Source organism: Bacillus sp. MYb209, assembly GCF_002975175.1.
Lineage (GTDB): Bacteria > Bacillota > Bacilli > Bacillales > Bacillaceae_G > Bacillus_A.
Window position 1 is genome coordinate 80476 of sequence record NZ_PCNZ01000005.1, and the last position, 16851, is coordinate 97326.

At 36.8% G+C, this 16851-nt stretch carries 19 protein-coding genes and 1 riboswitch; of the genes, 3 read left to right on the forward strand and 16 right to left on the reverse strand.

Annotation, left to right across the window (positions count from 1 at the left end):
- Positions 1 to 119: 119 nt before the first annotated feature.
- Positions 120 to 227, reverse strand: a riboswitch (SAM riboswitch).
- A gap of 125 nt (positions 228 to 352) precedes the next feature.
- The 6 genes from CQZ94_RS11600 to CQZ94_RS11625 form a co-directional block, all read right to left on the reverse strand.
- On the reverse strand, positions 353 to 697 hold the full coding sequence (locus CQZ94_RS11600) for a hypothetical protein (protein ID WP_002015939.1): 345 nt from the start codon (positions 695 to 697) through the stop codon (positions 353 to 355).
- 152 nt (positions 698 to 849) lie between these two features.
- Positions 850 to 1158: a thioredoxin family protein gene (locus CQZ94_RS11605; RefSeq protein WP_002015940.1), complete on the reverse strand. Its 309-nt coding sequence runs from the start codon at positions 1156 to 1158 to the stop codon at positions 850 to 852.
- A gap of 3 nt (positions 1159 to 1161) precedes the next feature.
- The gene (locus tag CQZ94_RS11610) at positions 1162 to 1506 is read right to left on the reverse strand and encodes a toprim domain-containing protein (protein ID WP_000640865.1); all 345 of its coding nucleotides are present in this window, start codon (positions 1504 to 1506) and stop codon (positions 1162 to 1164) included.
- Between the two features lie 524 nt (positions 1507 to 2030).
- Positions 2031 to 2414 (reverse strand): glycine cleavage system protein GcvH, encoded by a 384-nt coding sequence (gcvH, locus tag CQZ94_RS11615; protein ID WP_000026895.1) that lies wholly within the window; start codon positions 2412 to 2414, stop codon positions 2031 to 2033.
- A gap of 41 nt (positions 2415 to 2455) precedes the next feature.
- Positions 2456 to 2821 carry an arsenate reductase family protein gene (locus CQZ94_RS11620; protein ID WP_105585513.1) on the reverse strand — a complete coding sequence of 122 codons (366 nt, stop codon included), beginning with the start codon at positions 2819 to 2821 and terminating at the stop codon, positions 2456 to 2458.
- Between the two features lie 498 nt (positions 2822 to 3319).
- Complete coding sequence (locus CQZ94_RS11625) at positions 3320 to 3847, reverse strand: hypothetical protein (protein WP_105585514.1); 528 nt, start codon at positions 3845 to 3847, stop codon at positions 3320 to 3322.
- 144 nt (positions 3848 to 3991) lie between these two features.
- Between CQZ94_RS11625 and CQZ94_RS11630 the strand changes: the two genes are divergently transcribed.
- Complete coding sequence (locus CQZ94_RS11630) at positions 3992 to 4639, forward strand: phosphatase PAP2 family protein (RefSeq protein WP_105585515.1); 648 nt, start codon at positions 3992 to 3994, stop codon at positions 4637 to 4639.
- 57 nt (positions 4640 to 4696) lie between these two features.
- Here CQZ94_RS11630 and CQZ94_RS11635 read toward each other — a convergent pair whose 3' ends face one another.
- The 5 genes from CQZ94_RS11635 to CQZ94_RS11660 form a co-directional block, all read right to left on the reverse strand.
- Positions 4697 to 5710, reverse strand: coding sequence for a PTS sugar transporter subunit IIC (locus CQZ94_RS11635; protein ID WP_105585516.1), 1014 nt, complete (start codon positions 5708 to 5710; stop codon positions 4697 to 4699).
- 22 nt (positions 5711 to 5732) lie between these two features.
- Positions 5733 to 6683, reverse strand: a complete 951-nt coding sequence (locus CQZ94_RS11640; protein ID WP_242234667.1) for an L-lactate dehydrogenase — start codon at positions 6681 to 6683, stop codon at positions 5733 to 5735.
- Positions 6684 to 6927: 244 nt separating this feature from the next.
- Entirely contained in the window at positions 6928 to 7176 is a 249-nt protein-coding gene (locus CQZ94_RS11650; RefSeq protein ID WP_002015950.1) for a spore coat protein, read from the reverse strand.
- Positions 7177 to 7189: 13 nt separating this feature from the next.
- Positions 7190 to 7375 carry a hypothetical protein gene (locus CQZ94_RS11655; protein ID WP_001180550.1) on the reverse strand — a complete coding sequence of 62 codons (186 nt, stop codon included), beginning with the start codon at positions 7373 to 7375 and terminating at the stop codon, positions 7190 to 7192.
- Between the two features lie 143 nt (positions 7376 to 7518).
- Complete coding sequence (locus CQZ94_RS11660) at positions 7519 to 8235, reverse strand: CPBP family intramembrane glutamic endopeptidase (protein ID WP_105585518.1); 717 nt, start codon at positions 8233 to 8235, stop codon at positions 7519 to 7521.
- A gap of 326 nt (positions 8236 to 8561) precedes the next feature.
- Here CQZ94_RS11660 and CQZ94_RS31710 point away from each other — a divergent pair, with 326 nt between their 5' ends.
- Entirely contained in the window at positions 8562 to 8690 is a 129-nt protein-coding gene (locus tag CQZ94_RS31710) for a hypothetical protein (RefSeq protein ID WP_255832848.1), read from the forward strand.
- A gap of 408 nt (positions 8691 to 9098) precedes the next feature.
- Here the strand turns inward: CQZ94_RS31710 and CQZ94_RS11665 are convergent, their stop codons facing one another.
- The 5 genes from CQZ94_RS11665 to CQZ94_RS11690 form a co-directional block, all read right to left on the reverse strand.
- Entirely contained in the window at positions 9099 to 9521 is a 423-nt protein-coding gene (locus CQZ94_RS11665) for a DUF1801 domain-containing protein (RefSeq protein WP_105585519.1), read from the reverse strand.
- Positions 9522 to 9791: 270 nt separating this feature from the next.
- A complete protein-coding gene (locus CQZ94_RS11670) occupies positions 9792 to 10508 on the reverse strand; it encodes an MBL fold metallo-hydrolase (RefSeq protein ID WP_105585520.1) in 717 nt (238 codons plus the stop codon).
- A gap of 114 nt (positions 10509 to 10622) precedes the next feature.
- Complete coding sequence (locus CQZ94_RS11675; protein WP_105585521.1) at positions 10623 to 12407, reverse strand: acyl-CoA dehydrogenase family protein; 1785 nt, start codon at positions 12405 to 12407, stop codon at positions 10623 to 10625.
- 417 nt (positions 12408 to 12824) lie between these two features.
- Positions 12825 to 13997 carry an acetyl-CoA C-acetyltransferase gene (locus tag CQZ94_RS11685; protein WP_001206343.1) on the reverse strand — a complete coding sequence of 391 codons (1173 nt, stop codon included), beginning with the start codon at positions 13995 to 13997 and terminating at the stop codon, positions 12825 to 12827.
- Positions 13998 to 14018: 21 nt separating this feature from the next.
- A complete protein-coding gene (locus CQZ94_RS11690) occupies positions 14019 to 16400 on the reverse strand; it encodes a 3-hydroxyacyl-CoA dehydrogenase/enoyl-CoA hydratase family protein (RefSeq protein WP_105585522.1) in 2382 nt (793 codons plus the stop codon).
- 237 nt (positions 16401 to 16637) lie between these two features.
- Between CQZ94_RS11690 and CQZ94_RS11700 the strand changes: the two genes are divergently transcribed.
- A complete protein-coding gene (locus CQZ94_RS11700; protein WP_001096344.1) occupies positions 16638 to 16784 on the forward strand; it encodes a YuzL family protein in 147 nt (48 codons plus the stop codon).
- The last annotated feature ends 67 nt before the right edge of the window (positions 16785 to 16851 follow it).

Sequence of the window (16851 nt, forward strand, 5' to 3'; positions counted from 1 at the left end):
TCTATCGCTACTGCTCATCTTGCTGTTTGAATGTCCTCCGCATTCAAACAACAAAAAAACCTTTCCGCTTCTAGAGAAGCAGAAAGGTTTATATGCGTATATAACAACATTATCCCTCTCTCTCATCTCTCAAAGCATTTGCTTTGCAGGAATTGGCACCATTTCAACATAAGTTGACGGTTGCCGGGCTTCACAGGGCACAGTCCCTCCACCTCTCTTAATAAGAGAAATCAGATTAAATTTTCGTCTGATTTAAAATTTATGAAATTGTCTATATTTTATGAATTGAATTGTATCAATATCCACATGCTGTGTCAACAGAAATTTTCGTAAAAAAAGAAACTTCAGAATTTTAAGCTCCGACTGACATCGGTTTACATATATGAAACATCGATTCAACTAATAACATCGTTCGATACGTTCCAGAATATTGTACCCGTCCATCACTCATTAACTTTTGCAACCTCATATTTCCAGTCACTAATTTTTGTACATCCTCTTCCTCTAAACAAACGATTTGTTCCGTTCCTCTCGCCTCTTTCAAAAGTTCTATATAATCTCTTGAAATTTGTAACGAACAGCATTCATCTCCAAAACGAAAATTAACAGTTCTTTCTCCTTGCCTTAAAAGCGGTTCTAAATGATATTGACCATTAGCGTAATTTACAAATGATTGCAGCAAAGAATATAATTTCATCCTAAATCACATCCCTCATATCACTTTCTATTACATACCATTCCCTCTTATTAAAGAGCAATCCTGTTACTTTCGCTCGACAAATACTGTATCTATCACGCATGTCGACATATTTCCCAAGAAATATGTCGAGGCGGCAAAAACTTTGCCGCCTACTTTAATTCCGTATATAAATATTCAACCGAATGAAATGCATATATTTTCTTCATCAGTGTCCCATTTTCAAAAATAAGTAAACACGGTACACTTTCTATCCCATACTCTTTCGCTAAATGCGGGGCATAATTTAAATCTAACATTCCAATTTTCAAATCTTCAATCGTCATCTCGACGACCGTTAACATCTTCTTTGCTAATTGGCATGTTCCACACATTGGTGTATACACATATAACACTGTTTTTTCTTCATTTCCTATTAGGGCTGTAGCTTCGGCACCTGTCCAATCAATCACTTCTATCATTCCTTACCGTAAATATTCTGTATAAACGTCAATGTCAGCTCCCCATAACACATTTGCTAAATGTGAAGAAGGTGCAGTCGCCACCTCGCGATACGAGCGATCAATATAAATATGCTCTGCTTGCGGAAATTCTTTTCGGAATTGTTTCCTTAACTTTTCTCCTGCATCATCAGCATCCACTAGCACATATACGTCCTTATCAAAAAATTGATCAATGAGCTCATCCATTTTCGACAAACCAATTGTACCATTTGTACAAACAATTTCCACTGGTTCACGAATAATAGATTCAATCTTTCTTCTATCCGATTTACCTTCTACAATAATGACTTTTTCCACATAAATCATATGTCATCACCCGATCACCATATACTATACAACCTTTAACTTAGTATATAGTATATTCGTTATTTTCATGTTGTTTCCTGTTTATTTTTGCAAAAGAAAAGCGGAAGCGGATCGCTCAGAACAAGAGGGCATTGGAACTCCTGAACTAGAGGCGCCTTTTGCCTCAAGTGAAGGAGTGAAATGACCGACTGTTCTAGCCGCTGGAGCTGGATCATAACGAAAAGCAGAACCGGCTCGTTTAGATTGTGAGGGGAATGGAGCTTCTGACGTAGAGGCGCTTTTTGCCTCGCAGGAAGACGCGGAGCCACCGAACAATCTAGCCGCTGGAGCTGGATCATAACGAAAAGCGGAACCGACTGTTTAGCCCTGTTGGCTAAGGTTCTTTCGCACAAAAAACACATGAAATCTTACCGAAGAGAAGTTATTCCCCTAATAGCTGATTCATTTATATGTGATTTAAAACTTATTATGTACATAAAATAAAAAAGGACAGCACAAAGGCTGTCCTTTTTCTTCGACTATAATTAGTCTTGGTTTGTCATTTCTGCATATTTTTCTGCAGTTAATAACTTCTCAACTTGGCTTGCATCAGAAAGTTCAACTTTAACCATCCATGCACCCTCGTATGGAGATTCGTTAACTAGTTCTGGTTGGTCACTTAATTCTTCGTTTACTGCTACAACTTTACCACTTACAGGTGCGTATAATTCAGAAACTGTTTTAACAGATTCTACGCTTCCGAATGGCTCGTCAGCTTGAATTGTTGCACCTACTTCAGGAAGTTCAACGAATACGATATCGCCTAACTCACCTTGCGCAAAATGAGTAATACCGATAACAACCGCATTACCTTCTGTTTTTACCCATTCGTGTTCTTCAGAGTAACGTAAATTATTTGGAATGCTCATGACTGTACCTCCAGTGAATGTATTAATTATGTAAAAATACCTTATTGGTACTTTTTCCACACACTTTCAAACTGCTCTTCGTTAAAACCAAGTGTTCCACTCGTTCCATCTGTTACAATTGGACGTTTAATTAACATGCCATCAGATGCTAAAAGCTCGTACATTTCGTCTTCGCTTGCATCCTTTAACTTATCTTTTAAACCAAGTTCGCGGTAACGCATACCACTTGTATTAAAGAATTTTTTTAATGGTAATTCACTTTTCTCATGTAAATTACGTAAATCTTCTTTTGACGGTGGATTTTCAACAATATGAATCATCTCATATGCTACATCGTTTGCCTCAAACCATTTCTTTGCTTTTTGACATGTGCCACACTTTGGATATGAATAAAATGTTACTGTCATAAATTCACCTACTTTTTTACTAACCTTTACCTTTATCATATAGAAAACATTTTATTATTTCAAACGATTATTCGCTAAACTTTTACTTATTTCGTGATAATTTTTAATAATCCTGCTAATTTTTCTTATTTTTCCGCCATTTATTAAGAAAAAATAAATATATAATTTTTTTAAAAGTTTTTTCTCATCCCACGCCGAACATATATCTTAAACAAACGTTTGATTAATTTCATATTTTTCTACCTCAGCCTTTGGAATACGTAGATTCTTTCATACCGAACAAATACCTTAAACAAACGTTTGATTAATTTCGTGTTTTTCTACATCCACCGTTGAAAAACATGATTTTTCCCATACCAAACATACCTCTTAAACAAACGTTTGATTAATTTCATGTTTTTCTATATCACCGTTGAAAAACATGATTTTCTATACCGAACATATCTCTTAAACAAACGTTTATTTAAAAAATAAGAAGCCCTTTTACAGGCTCCTTCATCATCGACTTAAATAATCCGAAATGGTTTGAAATACTACTATATACATATTATGAATATTTTGATTGGAAACCGTATCATTATATAATCCTATACCCCAATATTGTCCTTCGGGTCTTCCCATATTCACAAAACCTTGCGTATACATCATTGCCCTATCCCTTGGAGCATTGTCAAAATCTAAATCTTTTTCAGTAAAAATCAAATACGGTCTATCTTGTAAACCAATAAAAAACACCGGCTTCTTTAACGATAAAAATAAGTCCGTATACTGTTCCTTTGATGCTTCTTGAAAATATTCTTTCATGACGAGAAAACCATCAACTTTTGCTGATTTCTCCCGCATCTCTTCTAACTTCACTTTTTCAAACTTTATATTTCTAAATGTATCTTTCGGCTTTTCACCAACAACTCCAATGACGAGTGCTCTCCCGTTATATTCTAAATTCTCTCCTTCTTTATCCTTTGCACACCCAGTACTCACTAGGCATAACAATATAAAAACTAAGAAATAAAGTGAACGCTTCATATAGCACCCTCCCCCTCTTTTAAGTCAAGTGACAAAAATGTAAGGTGAATTCAAGAAAATGTAAGTAAAATCGATAGCCCAATTGGATTTTCTATATTATAATCAATTGAATTTATTTACATTACTAAAACATAGGAGATTATCATGAAAAAATTTAAACTTTCATCTCTTCTTCCGTTAAGTTATATACTTCTACTCGTACTCGTAAGTCCCCTTTACGATGTATTAAATAAATCTACTGTTCACGCAGTAGATGTCACAACTGTAGTAGATGATTGGATTCCATTTGTGAAAGCATTTATTATTCCTTACTTACTTTGGTTTCCATACTTATACGGTGCACTTATTTATTACTGTTTTGCTGATCGAAAGCAATATTATGTCACTTTAAGTAGTGTAATTCTTGGAAAACTTGCTTGTTTTTCGATTTATTTTTTTTGGCAGACAACTGTACCACGCCCAACCGTCGTTGGAACAGATGTATTTTCCGAACTAGTCCGCTATATTTATAGTATTGATCATCCAGTAAACTGCTTCCCAAGCATTCATGTCCTTACGACATTTGTAATTATGTTAGCTGCCTTTAAGCGTAGAGAACAGCATACTTTGGAATATTACATCCTTACTTTCTTCGGTACGCTTATTATTTTATCAACATTATTTACGAAGCAGCATGCCTTTGTAGATGCAGTTTCTGGAATGACGCTCGCAAGTGTACTATACTTCGGTGTCCAGCTCTTATTAGCAAAAGAAACAGTGACAGTTCCAGTAAAACAAAATCATAAAATGTAAAAAAGCAGACTGTGGCTTCTTCAGTCTGCTTTTCTCTATATTAAGGAGATTTTCAAATTAAGATTGCGGTACAGTCATATCACCAGAATGAATACGACCTGCTTTTTTAAGAGCAATGTAAAGTATATAAGAAACAGCTACTGGGATGATAATATAAGTGATTATCATCGCTGGGACAACCTCCCACCCTTGGCTGGAAATTAAATTAATTGGTGCGATAAGGGAGCTTAATCCAAGACCTGCAATTTCTTTTCCTGCTTCCAGTTGGAAAATTAATGCTGATACTGGGCCCACTATAGCACTGGCGACGACAGTTGGGACGAGAATCATTGGATTTTTAGTAATGTTCGGCAACTGTACTTTTGGAGTACAAAGTGCCTGAGCTAATATGCCACCTAAATTATTTTCTTTCGCTGAAATAACAGAGAATCCGATAAATTGAGCAACACATCCTGCAAGTGCTGCACCGCCTGCAACACCATCTAAGCTAAGTGCTATCGCTAAAGCAGCTGATGAAGCTGGAGAGATAAGTAATAGTCCCCAAACTACAGCAATCACGATAGAAGCGATAAATGGGCTACCAGCTGAACTATCTTTAATGAATGCTCCAACTGTATTTAAAACTGGGCTAATATTTTGAGCTAACCAAATACCGACTAAACCAGAACCTAATATTGCTGCAAATGGAACGAGCATCATATCTAAAGCAGTTTTTCCACTTAATCGTTTACCAATATAAACTGCTAAAGTCGCTGTTAATAATGCACCAATTGGTTCGCCTGTTTTAATGATGAGACCAGCTTCAGTAATTGAAATTGAACCAGCTCCAATTGCTCCAGCTACCATCGCTGAGAAAATTACAAGTCCGTTTGCACCGAGCATAAAAGCAATCCCGGCTCCAATTGCTGGTGCCATAAGTGATTTTGCAACAACTCCGATTGTAATAAGTAACGGGATATCAACAATTCTTCCTATATTTTCGATCAGTAAACCAATTCCAAGGGATACGAAAATACCCTGTGCGATTCCGGCAGAAGCTTTAAACATACGAGACATTATATATTCCTTCATTTGTTTCACCTTCTCCTATAATTTAGTAACCAATTGTTTTCATATAATCGCGTAAAACATCGTTTGATTTTGCAAAGCGGCTTTCTTCATCTTCTAATAAGTTCAGTTCTACCACTTCTCTTATACCGTCTCTAGTAATAATTGCTGGTACTCCTGTACAAATATCGTATTCGCCATATTCACCATCTAAAATGGCTGAAACAGCGATAACACGGTGATCATCATTGAAGATTGAGCGAGCAATATACGCTAGAGAATTTCCAATTCCGTAATAAGTAGTTCCTTTACGTTTATAAATTTCCCATCCAGCTTTTGCAGTCTTCTCAACAATTTCATCTAAATCTATTTCACCAAAGCATTCTTTTTGTTCCTCTAAAATTTGCAGAATTGGTTTTCCACCAACAGTTACATGAGACCAAGCAACCATTTGAGAATCACCATGTTCTCCTAATGAATACCCATGAATACTACGAGGGTCTACATGTAACATTTCAGATAAAATTGTTCTTAAGCGAGAAGAATCTAGTGATGTACCTGTACCAATCACACGATTTCTAGGTAATCCAGATAGCTTCCACACTTGATATGTAATAATGTCAACTGGGTTCGATGCGAGTAAGAAAATGCCATCAAATCCACTTTCCATTACGCCGCCAACAACACTTTCCATAATCTTAGCGCTTGCTCCTAAAGTGTCTAAACGACTTTGTCCAGGCTTCGGCGCTGGTCCTGCTGTAATAATGACAATGTCCATATCTTTGCAGTCTTCATAACTTCCTGCATATACTTTTGTTCTTGTATTTGTAAAGTTAATGCAGTGCGATAAATCCATCGCTTCTCCAACTGCACGTTCATGATTTATATCAATTAACAATAGCTCTTCGCAGATTCCTTGATTCACAATGGAATACGCACAGCTTGATCCAACTAATCCAGTACCGATAATTGCAATTTTTCTTGTATTTCTTTTCATAGCAATCTCTCCTAATTGATCATATAATCTATTTCTTTTGTTCTTTACACTCTTCATTATAGAGATTCCCACGATAGAAACCATGGATACTTTGTGAAACATTGAACAAACTTTTGTCCTTTTTGTGAATTGTTATATTCAATTTTCGTCATATTTGTTACAACTGGAAAAATATTTATTACATATTTATTGACATGTACAAAACAAAAAAACGAGCGACTTCATTCGCTCGTTTTTCAGCACACTATTCCGCACTTAATTGACTTTTTAATTGTTGCACAATCATCGGATTAGCCGGTGCTGCTGGCTTATAATAACTTTTTTGCTTTGCGTATTCATACATATTACGTTGACGCATTTCATCTTGATTACGAATTTGAATTAACGTTTGATGTAACTGTTCATTATCAGACTGAGAAATATAATTTGCATAACTTGTTAAACTTGAATTTAACCCTGCTAAATAATCGTTTACCATATCTTTTTCATTCATTTCTCTCTTCCTCCTATCCTAAAAAAGTCATTAATTGCTGTTTCGTATTTCGTGCATCTTGTGCATCCTTTTGCAGCATTTGTTTCAGTTGTGGATCTGTACAAGCCTGTGCATACTGGTCCAATTTGTTAATGATTGTCGCATGTCCACCAATTAAATGACGTAAGTTTTCCACTTCAAGCTCTGTTAAATTTTGCATAGATCATACCTGCCTTTCTTTGTTCATTCGTCATTAGTATTTGGTTCTTTTTGGATTGTATGCGTTAACTTTTCCTACTTATAAACAAAATAAAAGATGAATAGCTAGGCCATTCATCTTTCATGCTAAATATTCGTTCAATTTTATAAAGAGGCAATCATACTTATACTCACAAGTAAGTTCCATGCAATATGTAAAATGATACTAGGTACAATAGATTGCGTCTTCTTATATAACATAGCAAATACAATCCCCATCATCATTGCTGTAATCGGATAACCATCATGAAGAATCCCAAAAATGAAGGAAGAACCCATGATACCAATTAGAAAATTATATTTTTTTTCCAAAAACCGATATAAAATACCTCGAAATAAAATTTCTTCTATAACTGGTGTAATTATATCGGTACTTAAAATATATATAACACTTTGAATTATGCCATTTTGAAGAGGTATGTTTCCTAATTGTTCTTGTTGTTTCTCTGGGCTTTCAAAACTAAACACATCAAACATTAAATATTGTGATAAACAAATGATAATAACATCAATTAATAGATACAAGTATGTCTTCCCATTCTTCAAAACAGATATATCCCAAATGTTCTTAATAAAATGAAGCACTGGTTTATAAGCAAATGAAACAATAGTAACAACAGCTGCCTCAAATAGGGTTAAATAATAAACCTCTAAATTATTACGTATTGCTTCTTCTCCATAAATCCCAAGAGCTAAAACAAGGAATAATCCCCCTATTAATAGGAACCCAAAAATACTTGCTATCATTACTAATAAATTTTTATATGTTAAATTGTCCGTTCTCTCTTCTACGCTATAAGCTTCTAATACTGTTTTACTCATACTATTCCTCCACTTGTTTTAATTCATTTTTATCTATAATTCTTAATATGAATATATAAATAACATAACGAAAAATAAAATAAGAATAATATGCAATTTTACATATTGTGAAAACCCTGCATTCTATAGTTTTAGAATTCAAATTACTATATAATAATTATTAAATAAAAACTCCGAAAACTCATAACATCCTAGTTATCAAATCAATCACCTAAATTAAAAGTAGCACCTTTACAAAAATTCTTTCTATTTGTTATTACACCATCTTGCTTATTCACCATGACACTCGCATCATATAAAACTTATTAATTGAAGGAGAGATAAACATGAAAACACATGACTTCCTTACAGAAATCCAGAAAAGCTCTGAGCCTAATCCATATCACGATCCTATCGTATTTATTTTCTTTGGCTTTTTCTTAGCTATATATACCTTTTTAAAGCCTGCAAAATAATATCATTTAGGAGTAGCACCACATTACCGTCAAGCTACCGAAACTGGTTACCCCCAAAACGAAAAAAATGAGTCGAATTCTTATAAACAATTAGAGAAAGAAAATTTTTTAGTTTTGGGAATACCTTAGACTCTTGGCTTGATGGATATGCATAGTACCTCTTTTAGTGAAAAATGTACCTCTACGGCCTAGTTTTACACATTTCTCGGCTGAACTGCAAAAAAAGAAAAAAGGATGCCCTGTTATGGAAATCCTTTCTAGTTTTAAGCCCGAGGGCTTGTATTTAGTTTACTGTGGTAGAGTGAATTTAAACCCTTATGAAATCTTTATCTTGTAGTCTAAAAACAAGTATTCTGAAGTGTGTTCAACATATCCTTTATTTAATCGATTCACTTTCCATAAATCCCCTTAATGATTTGGGTACGTTTCTTTCAAAAAACTTACAGATTGTTTAATTAGCTCTTTTAGAACATTAATATCAATGTCTGCTATTTTATTAATGTATATACACGATTTTCCAGACGTGTATTTTCCAAAGTTTTTTAATAGTTCTTCACGCCTAGGATCACCCTCTGTAAAATACAAACTAATTTTAGCTTTTCTAGGAGAAAACCCTACTAATGGGGCATCTCCTTCATGACCGGATGCATATTTATAATGGTATGTACCAAATCCGATAATACTTGGCCCCCACAGCTTTGCTGTATATCCTGTTGTTTCAGTAAATATATCTAATAATTGATATGCATTTTCTCGCTTTTTAAGACTTTCAACACTTTCAATAAACTCAATTACACTATTGTTAGTTTCTGTTGTCTTGAGTTTGTACATATTAGAGGCACTCCTTTTTAGATATGGATTTTATCACATACATAATTATAATACAGCCGACACTATACATATCCATCAAGTTACGATAAGTTTGTATCCATATAATGAAAAAACGCTATTCTTTTTGTGGAAATATGCAGAAATAATGGTGTTTTTTTACTTAAAGACACTTAGTACTCTAAAATTGATGGGTATGGGGCGCCAAGAACCCTCTAAATTATTAGAGGGTTCTTTTTACTAAAACTACAATATGAGTTACTAATCCATTCTTCACTTCTTTATTGCTAAATTCCCCTCCGCTTCTTCAATCGCTCGTTGCATATGTAGCAAAGGATCTTTAATCATCTTCCCATGCCCTGTCGCCAATATAGTCGGCTTATATTCCAGCAATTTCTGAGCGCTTGTTAACGCCATATTCGCATCCCAAGTCCCGAACACCGGAAACGGAAAAAGCCACTTCAATTGCCCCGCAACCGCCACCCCGCCTCTCGTTTGAAACGCATCTCCAACAATGAGTGCATCATTTCTCGTATCTAAAAACGCCATTGATCCTGGTGTATGACCTGGAGTCTCAATCGCTACAAGAGAACCAATTCTATCTCCCTCCTGCAACAGAAAATCTGGAGTAGTCTGTATCTTTCTTGACACCCCCACTTTTATTGGCGTGTTTCTTTCTCCCTTTTGCAGTGACAAATCTCCTTCAAGTAAACGAGCATCTCTTTCAGAAATATAGACCGAAACATTCGGGAGTTCTTGTTTTATAGCATCAAGTGCTCCTACATGATCATCATGTGCATGTGTAATAACAATATTCGTAATTGGTTTCCCTATTTTTCGAGCCGATTCTAAAATCTTCTTTGCACAAAATGGTAAAGCTGCATCAATTAAAGTTAATCCTGTTTCTTCTTCGACAAAGTAACAGTTAATTGGACATAGACGCGGTAAAAATGCGATTTGATGAACTGTTCCTACTCTTATTAACTGCATCTCCTTTACCTCCATTAAAAAAACCGTTTACAAATACATATGTTCAACAGCCCTTTTCAAGAATCCACCAACAAAAAACCAGTAGCCATAAGGCTACTGGTTCCCTCTCATCTATTAAACTGTGTAACGCTCATCTTCTAAAATTTTCGCAGCAATTTCACGTTTCTTCGGAATTACGTTAAGTGGTGTGTGGCGAGTTAATTTACGTAATGATGATAACATCATACGTAGCATGTCGCCGTTTTCAACTGCGATAAGTGTTTCTTTCGCATCTGCTTCAATTTCGTTGAATGCTTCTTGGCAGAATACTTCAGTGTATAACACTTTTTGTTTATTCTTTTCAAGGCCAGTTGTTTTAATTGCTTTTTCTGTACGAAGAACAGCTGATTCCATTGCGTATAGGTTGCTTACAATGTCAGCGATATTCACAAGAATTTCTTGCTCTTTATCTAATGCTTTACCGTATTTTTGAGCTGCTAATCCAGCTACCATTAATCCGATTTTCTTCGCGTTCTTTACTAAATATTTTTGAAGTGCTAATGGCTCATCGCCTACTTCTTCTGGCATCATCATCATTAACTCTTCTTGTAATTTTTGTGCTTTTTGTAGTAATGGTAATTCACCTTTCATCGCTTTACGTAAGAACGTACCTGGTACGATTAGGCGGTTGATTTCGTTCGTTCCTTCGAAAATACGGTTAATACGCGAATCGCGGTACATTCTTTCAATCTCGTACTCTGCCATAAATCCGTAACCACCGTGAATTTGAACACCTTCATCTACTGTATAATCTAACACTTCAGAACCGAATACTTTATTTAAAGAGCACTCGATTGCATATTCAGCGATAGAAGCTGCTACTGCTTTACCGTCTTTTACTTCTTCTTCAGATAATGTGCTCATGCGGCTTTCGAATAAACCTACTGTACGATATACAGAGCTTTCAGCTGCATATGTTTTCGCTGCCATATTCGCAAGTTTCTCTTGAATTAATGGGAAGCGAGCGATTGGTTGTTTGAACTGTTGACGTTGATTTGCATATTGTGCTGAAATTTCTACTGCACGTTTCGCAGATCCAACTGTACCAACACCTAATTTATAACGGCCGATATTTAAAATGTTGAACGCGATAATATGGCCTTTACCAATTTCACCAAGTAGATTTTCTTTCGGTACTAATGCATCCTCTAAAATTAACGTACGAGTTGAAGAACATTTAATACCCATTTTCTTTTCTTCTGGGCTTGTAGATACACCAGCGTATTCTTTCTCTACGATAAATGCTGAGAAGTGCTCGCCATCTATTTTTGCGTATACGATAAATACGTCAGCGAATGCAGAGTTTGTAATCCATTGTTTTTCACCATTTAATACGTAATGCGTACCTTCTGCATTTAAACGTGCAGTTGTTTTTGCACCTAATGCATCAGATCCTGAACCTGGCTCAGTTAATGCATATGCAGCTAATTTTTCACCAGTTGCAAGTAGTGGTAAATATTTTTTCTTTTGCTCTTCGTTACCGAATAATACGATTGGTAAAGATCCGATACCAACGTGAGCACCGTGAGTGATTGCAAAACCACCAGCGCGCGAGAATTTCTCTGCGATTAACGCTGAGCTTACTTTATCAAGACCAATTCCGCCGTACTCTTCTGGTACGTCAGCACCTAATAAACCAAGTTCACCAGCTTCTTTTAAAAGACGCACAGAACGATCAAACTCGTGTTGCTCTAAATATTCAAGCTCCGGAAGAACTTCATTTACGATAAAGTCCTCTGTCGTTTTTGCAATCATTTTATGCTCAGATGAAAAATCTTCTGGCGTAAACACTTGATCAATCGTAATCTCATCTACTAAAAAGCTACCGCCTTTAACCGCACTTCCTACTGTTTTTTCCATGAAAATTTCCTCCTTTATATTTTCATAAGCCGCTTTTCTCATTTTGAAAGAAGCTGGCTCTCACGTTTATTTTTTATAAAGTGAAACTTTAATCAGTGGGGGTTTTGTTCCTTCCCACTGGTTATTAGTTGAACCAATCGGGCGTTTACGGGCAGTTGATCTCCCACCTAACTTCTTTGCTCCAGCCGAATTTCGAGGTGGGAGTTTTACTGCCCGTTAATGCGGGATAACCCTTTGTTGCTTCCATTCTTTGCTTTAGCGTCCTCTTGTTCTAAGCGAGCCACCTGCACTTTTTTTATAATCTAGTTCCAGCGGCTAGAATGTTCGGTGGCTTCACTTCTTCCTACGAGGCAAAAAGCGCCTCTACGTCTGAAGCTCCATCCCCCTCACATTCTGAACGAGCCGCTTCCACTTTTTTTATAGTAATTCAAATACTCCCGCTGCTCCCATTCCGCCGCCGATACACATTGTTACGATACCGAATTGTTGGTTGCGGCGTTTCATTTCGTGAATAAGGGATAGTGTTAGTTTTGCTCCTGTACAGCCAAGTGGATGTCCAAGTGCGATTGCACCGCCGTTTACGTTTACTTTTTCTTCATCTAAACCAAGTTCACGAATAACTTGGATAGATTGAGAAGCGAACGCTTCATTTAGTTCGAATAGGCCGATATCAGATAGCTCTAAACCAGCTAATTTTAACGCTTTCGGAATTGCAGCGATTGGGCCGATTCCCATTACTTCTGGTGGTACACCAGCTACTGCGAATGAACGGAATTTTGCAAGTGGCTTCATGCCATCGCTCACTGCTTTTTCACGATCCATTAATAGTACAGATGCTGCACCGTCACTCATTTGTGAAGAGTTACCAGCCGTTACAGAACCGCGAACGTTAAATGCTGGACGTAATTTACCTAAAATGTCTAGCGTCGTCTCTGCTCTTACACCTTCGTCTTGTGCGAAAATGATTGTTTCTTCTTGCAGTTTGTTATTTGATCCAACAGTACGTAATGTTACATCTACAGATACTGTTTCATCAGCAAAGTTCCCTGCAGCTAATGCTTTTGCAGCACGTTGATGACTTCTTACCGCGAATGCATCTTGCTCTTCACGAGAAATTCCATATTTCACAGCAACTTGCTCTGCTGTATGTCCCATACCCATATAATATTCTGGAGCCGCTTCTACAAGGCGACTATTCGGACGAACAACGTGTCCCATCATCGGAACTAAACTCATTGATTCCGCTCCGCCTGATAATACAGCTTCAGAGTGACCAAGCATAATGCGTTCTGCTCCGTAAGCGATACTTTGTAAACCTGAAGAACAGTAACGGTTAATTGTAATAGCTGGAACATCGTAAGAAAGTCCTGCTAGCCCGCCGATATTACGAGCCATATTCAAACCTTGCTCTGCTTCTGGCATCGCACAACCGAAAATTAAATCATCAATTGGTCCTTCATAATTCGCACGCTTTAACGTTTCCTTTACTACTAACGCCCCTAGATCGTCAGGACGAACTGTTTTTAATGAACCCCTCTTTGCTTTTCCAATTGGTGTTCTTGCTCCCGCAACAATGACAGCTTCTCTCATGAACGATATCTCCCCTCGTTATTAGTTACGTAATGGCTTTCCTTTTACAAGCATGTGCTGCATTCTTGCTTGTGATTTCATCTCACTTACTAAGCTAATAAATGCTTCACGTTCTACATCTAATAAATACTGCTCATCAACTTCTGTTCCGTACGGCACTTTTCCGCCCGCAATGACATATGCAAGTTTCTTCGCAATGTGAAGATCATGCTCAGAAATGTAACCTGATAAATGCATTGCTTCTGCACCAAGTACAAGCGTTGCATATCCTGTCTCACCAACAACTGGTATCTTTTTGCGGATAGGCGCTTTATAACCCGCTTCATATAAAGCAAGTGCTTTTTGTTTCGCATCATATAGTAAGTGATCACCATTCACACTAATACCGTCTTTATCGCCTAAGAAGTTGTTCGATACAGCTTCTTGTGCTGATGTAGAAACTTTCGCCATCGCTACAGATTCGAATACTTTATTCGCAACTTTTTGTAAGTCGAATTCTACACCGTTTGCCATCTTGTTTAAGTGTTTAATGTATAGCTCTTTGTTACCCCCTCCGCCAGGAATTAGACCAACACCTACTTCTACTAAGCCCATATATGTTTCGCTAGAAGCTTGAATGCTCGCTGCTGGTAAACAAACTTCTGTACCGCCGCCAAGTGTCATACCATATGGCGCTGCTACAACTGGCTTAGAAGAATACTTAATTTTCGTCATTGCATCTTGGAAGTTTTTCACAACCCACTCAATTTCAAAGTAGTTGTCATCTTGTGCTTCCATTAAGATCATTGCAAGGTTCGCACCAACGCAGAAGTTCTTCGATTGGTTTCCGATAACAAGACCTTTATAATTTTTCTCTACTTCATCAACAGCGTAGTTAATCATTTGCGTAATATCCATACCGATTGCATTGCTCTTCGAATGGAATTCTAAGCAAAGGATGCCGTCGCCTAAATCAATTAAGCTCGCTCCGCTATTTTTCTTTAACACACCGTTTTTCGCTTTTAATTGCTTAAGCGAAATTGCTTTTTTGTTACGTTCGATTAGCTTATATTCACCGTTATCGTAATAGTAGCTATCGCCATTATCATGTTTATAGAAAGTAGCAAAACCTTTCTCTACCATTTCTTTCACCCAAGCAGGTACATTTACGCCGTTTTCTTCCATCTTTTGAACGGATTTTTCAACGCCAATTGCATCCCAAATTTCAAATGGACCTTGCTCCCAGCCGAAGCCCCATTTCATCGCTTGGTCAATTGCAACGATATCGTCAGCAATTTCTTTATGAAGTTTTGCAGAGTATAAAAGAGTTGGTGTGATAATATTCCATAACAACTCTCCTGCGCGATCTTTCGCGTATACAAGCGCTTTCAATTTATTCGCTAATCCTTTTTCTTGCTTACTTAGCTCTACGGATGCAGCTTTTAATTTTTTACGCGCTTCATATTCCATCGTTTCTGGATTTAATTCTAAAATTTCTTTTCCTTGTTTTAAGAAGAAGCCTTGCCCCGTTTTACTTCCAAGCCATTTTTTATCAAGCATGTCATGCATGAAAGCAGGTACTTTAAATACATCACGCTCTTCTTCTTGTACATTTTCATATACGTTATTTGCAACGTGTACAAATGTATCTAAACCAACAACATCTAATGTGCGGAACGTTGCGCTCTTCGGACGACCAATTAATGGACCTGTTACAGAGTCAACTTCTCCAATGCTATAGCCACGCTTAATCATTTCTTGAAGCGCTACAAGCAAGCCATACGTACCGATGCGGTTTCCAATAAAGTTTGGTGTGTCTTTTGCGATAACAACGCCTTTTCCAAGAACGTCTTCGCCAAATAGTTTCATGAAGCTTAATACTTGTGGATCAGTTTCTTTCGTCGGTATTACCTCTAGAAGTTTTAAATATCGTGGTGGGTTAAAAAAGTGTGTGCCTAAGAAGTGTTTCTGGAAGTCGTCTGAACGACCTTCTGCCATTTTTTCAACGGAAATTCCTGATGTATTTGAGCTCACAATCGAGCCAGGTTTACGGACCGCATCTACTTTTTCAAATAGTGTCTTTTTAACATCTAAGTTTTCAACTACTACTTCAATAATCCAATCTACATCAGCAAGACGCTCAAGATCATCTTCTAAGTTTCCTGCTTCAATCAGTGCTAGATTACCTTTCACTGTCAGAGGAGCTGGTTTTTGCTTTACTAGTTTTTGCAAAGCCGTGTTACTAAAACGATTTCTCACACTTTTATGTTCTAATGTAAGTCCCTTCGCTTCTTCTTCTTTCGTAAGCGCCGGTGGTACAATATCAAGCAATAATGTCGGAATACCAATATTAGCTAAGTGTGCCGCAATTCCTGAACCCATTACGCCTGAACCTAGAACAGCAGCCTTTTTAATTTGGAACATCCATTTCTCCCCCTATTCTTGAATGAATGCTCATTCAATTTTTCGACATAAGTCGCAATCAATGAGTGAGCCTCTACTAATAAATATATGATACAGTTTGAATTTTCGCAATATATTTATTGATAAAATTTTCTGAAATAAATATATTTCTTTCATTTGGCTATGCTATACATGTGTATTTTCTTCATTAAAATGCACTTTCCCTTTTTATAATCTGACGAAACTGGAGGAATATATATGGCAAAACTTAAGAAGAACCCTTCAAAAGCTGGAATTAGCGCAGCAAGCGTAACTGGAAATGCAGGTCCGCATAATCACGGTGTTGAAAAAGGGCGTCAAGGTAATAACCAACAATATAAGAAGCATAATATGGGCGAAAAATAACGCTATATTTTTGGGCAGAGAACGTGGCATAATGATTAATGGCTGCTTTTTCTGCCCAATTTATTTG

What these genes read in the sequence shown, in the direction of transcription:
- CQZ94_RS11600 (WP_002015939.1), bottom strand. Translation starts at nt 697, where the DNA reads ATGAAATTATATTCTTTGCTGCAATCATTTGTAAATTACGCTAATGGT.
- CQZ94_RS11605 (WP_002015940.1), bottom strand. Translation starts at nt 1,158, where the DNA reads ATGATAGAAGTGATTGATTGGACAGGTGCCGAAGCTACAGCCCTAATA.
- CQZ94_RS11610 (WP_000640865.1), bottom strand. Translation starts at nt 1,506, where the DNA reads ATGATTTATGTGGAAAAAGTCATTATTGTAGAAGGTAAATCGGATAGA.
- gcvH (WP_000026895.1), bottom strand. Translation starts at nt 2,414, where the DNA reads ATGAGCATTCCAAATAATTTACGTTACTCTGAAGAACACGAATGGGTA.
- CQZ94_RS11620 (WP_105585513.1), bottom strand. Translation starts at nt 2,821, where the DNA reads ATGACAGTAACATTTTATTCATATCCAAAGTGTGGCACATGTCAAAAA.
- CQZ94_RS11625 (WP_105585514.1), bottom strand. Translation starts at nt 3,847, where the DNA reads ATGAAGCGTTCACTTTATTTCTTAGTTTTTATATTGTTATGCCTAGTG.
- CQZ94_RS11630 (WP_105585515.1), top strand. Translation starts at nt 3,992, where the DNA reads ATGAAAAAATTTAAACTTTCATCTCTTCTTCCGTTAAGTTATATACTT.
- CQZ94_RS11635 (WP_105585516.1), bottom strand. Translation starts at nt 5,710, where the DNA reads ATGAAGGAATATATAATGTCTCGTATGTTTAAAGCTTCTGCCGGAATC.
- CQZ94_RS11640 (WP_242234667.1), bottom strand. Translation starts at nt 6,683, where the DNA reads ATGAAAAGAAATACAAGAAAAATTGCAATTATCGGTACTGGATTAGTT.
- CQZ94_RS11650 (WP_002015950.1), bottom strand. Translation starts at nt 7,176, where the DNA reads ATGAATGAAAAAGATATGGTAAACGATTATTTAGCAGGGTTAAATTCA.
- CQZ94_RS11655 (WP_001180550.1), bottom strand. Translation starts at nt 7,375, where the DNA reads ATGCAAAATTTAACAGAGCTTGAAGTGGAAAACTTACGTCATTTAATT.
- CQZ94_RS11660 (WP_105585518.1), bottom strand. Translation starts at nt 8,235, where the DNA reads ATGAGTAAAACAGTATTAGAAGCTTATAGCGTAGAAGAGAGAACGGAC.
- CQZ94_RS31710 (WP_255832848.1), top strand. Translation starts at nt 8,562, where the DNA reads ATGAAAACACATGACTTCCTTACAGAAATCCAGAAAAGCTCTGAGCCT.
- CQZ94_RS11665 (WP_105585519.1), bottom strand. Translation starts at nt 9,521, where the DNA reads ATGTACAAACTCAAGACAACAGAAACTAACAATAGTGTAATTGAGTTT.
- CQZ94_RS11670 (WP_105585520.1), bottom strand. Translation starts at nt 10,508, where the DNA reads ATGCAGTTAATAAGAGTAGGAACAGTTCATCAAATCGCATTTTTACCG.
- CQZ94_RS11675 (WP_105585521.1), bottom strand. Translation starts at nt 12,407, where the DNA reads ATGGAAAAAACAGTAGGAAGTGCGGTTAAAGGCGGTAGCTTTTTAGTA.
- CQZ94_RS11685 (WP_001206343.1), bottom strand. Translation starts at nt 13,997, where the DNA reads ATGAGAGAAGCTGTCATTGTTGCGGGAGCAAGAACACCAATTGGAAAA.
- CQZ94_RS11690 (WP_105585522.1), bottom strand. Translation starts at nt 16,400, where the DNA reads ATGTTCCAAATTAAAAAGGCTGCTGTTCTAGGTTCAGGCGTAATGGGT.
- CQZ94_RS11700 (WP_001096344.1), top strand. Translation starts at nt 16,638, where the DNA reads ATGGCAAAACTTAAGAAGAACCCTTCAAAAGCTGGAATTAGCGCAGCA.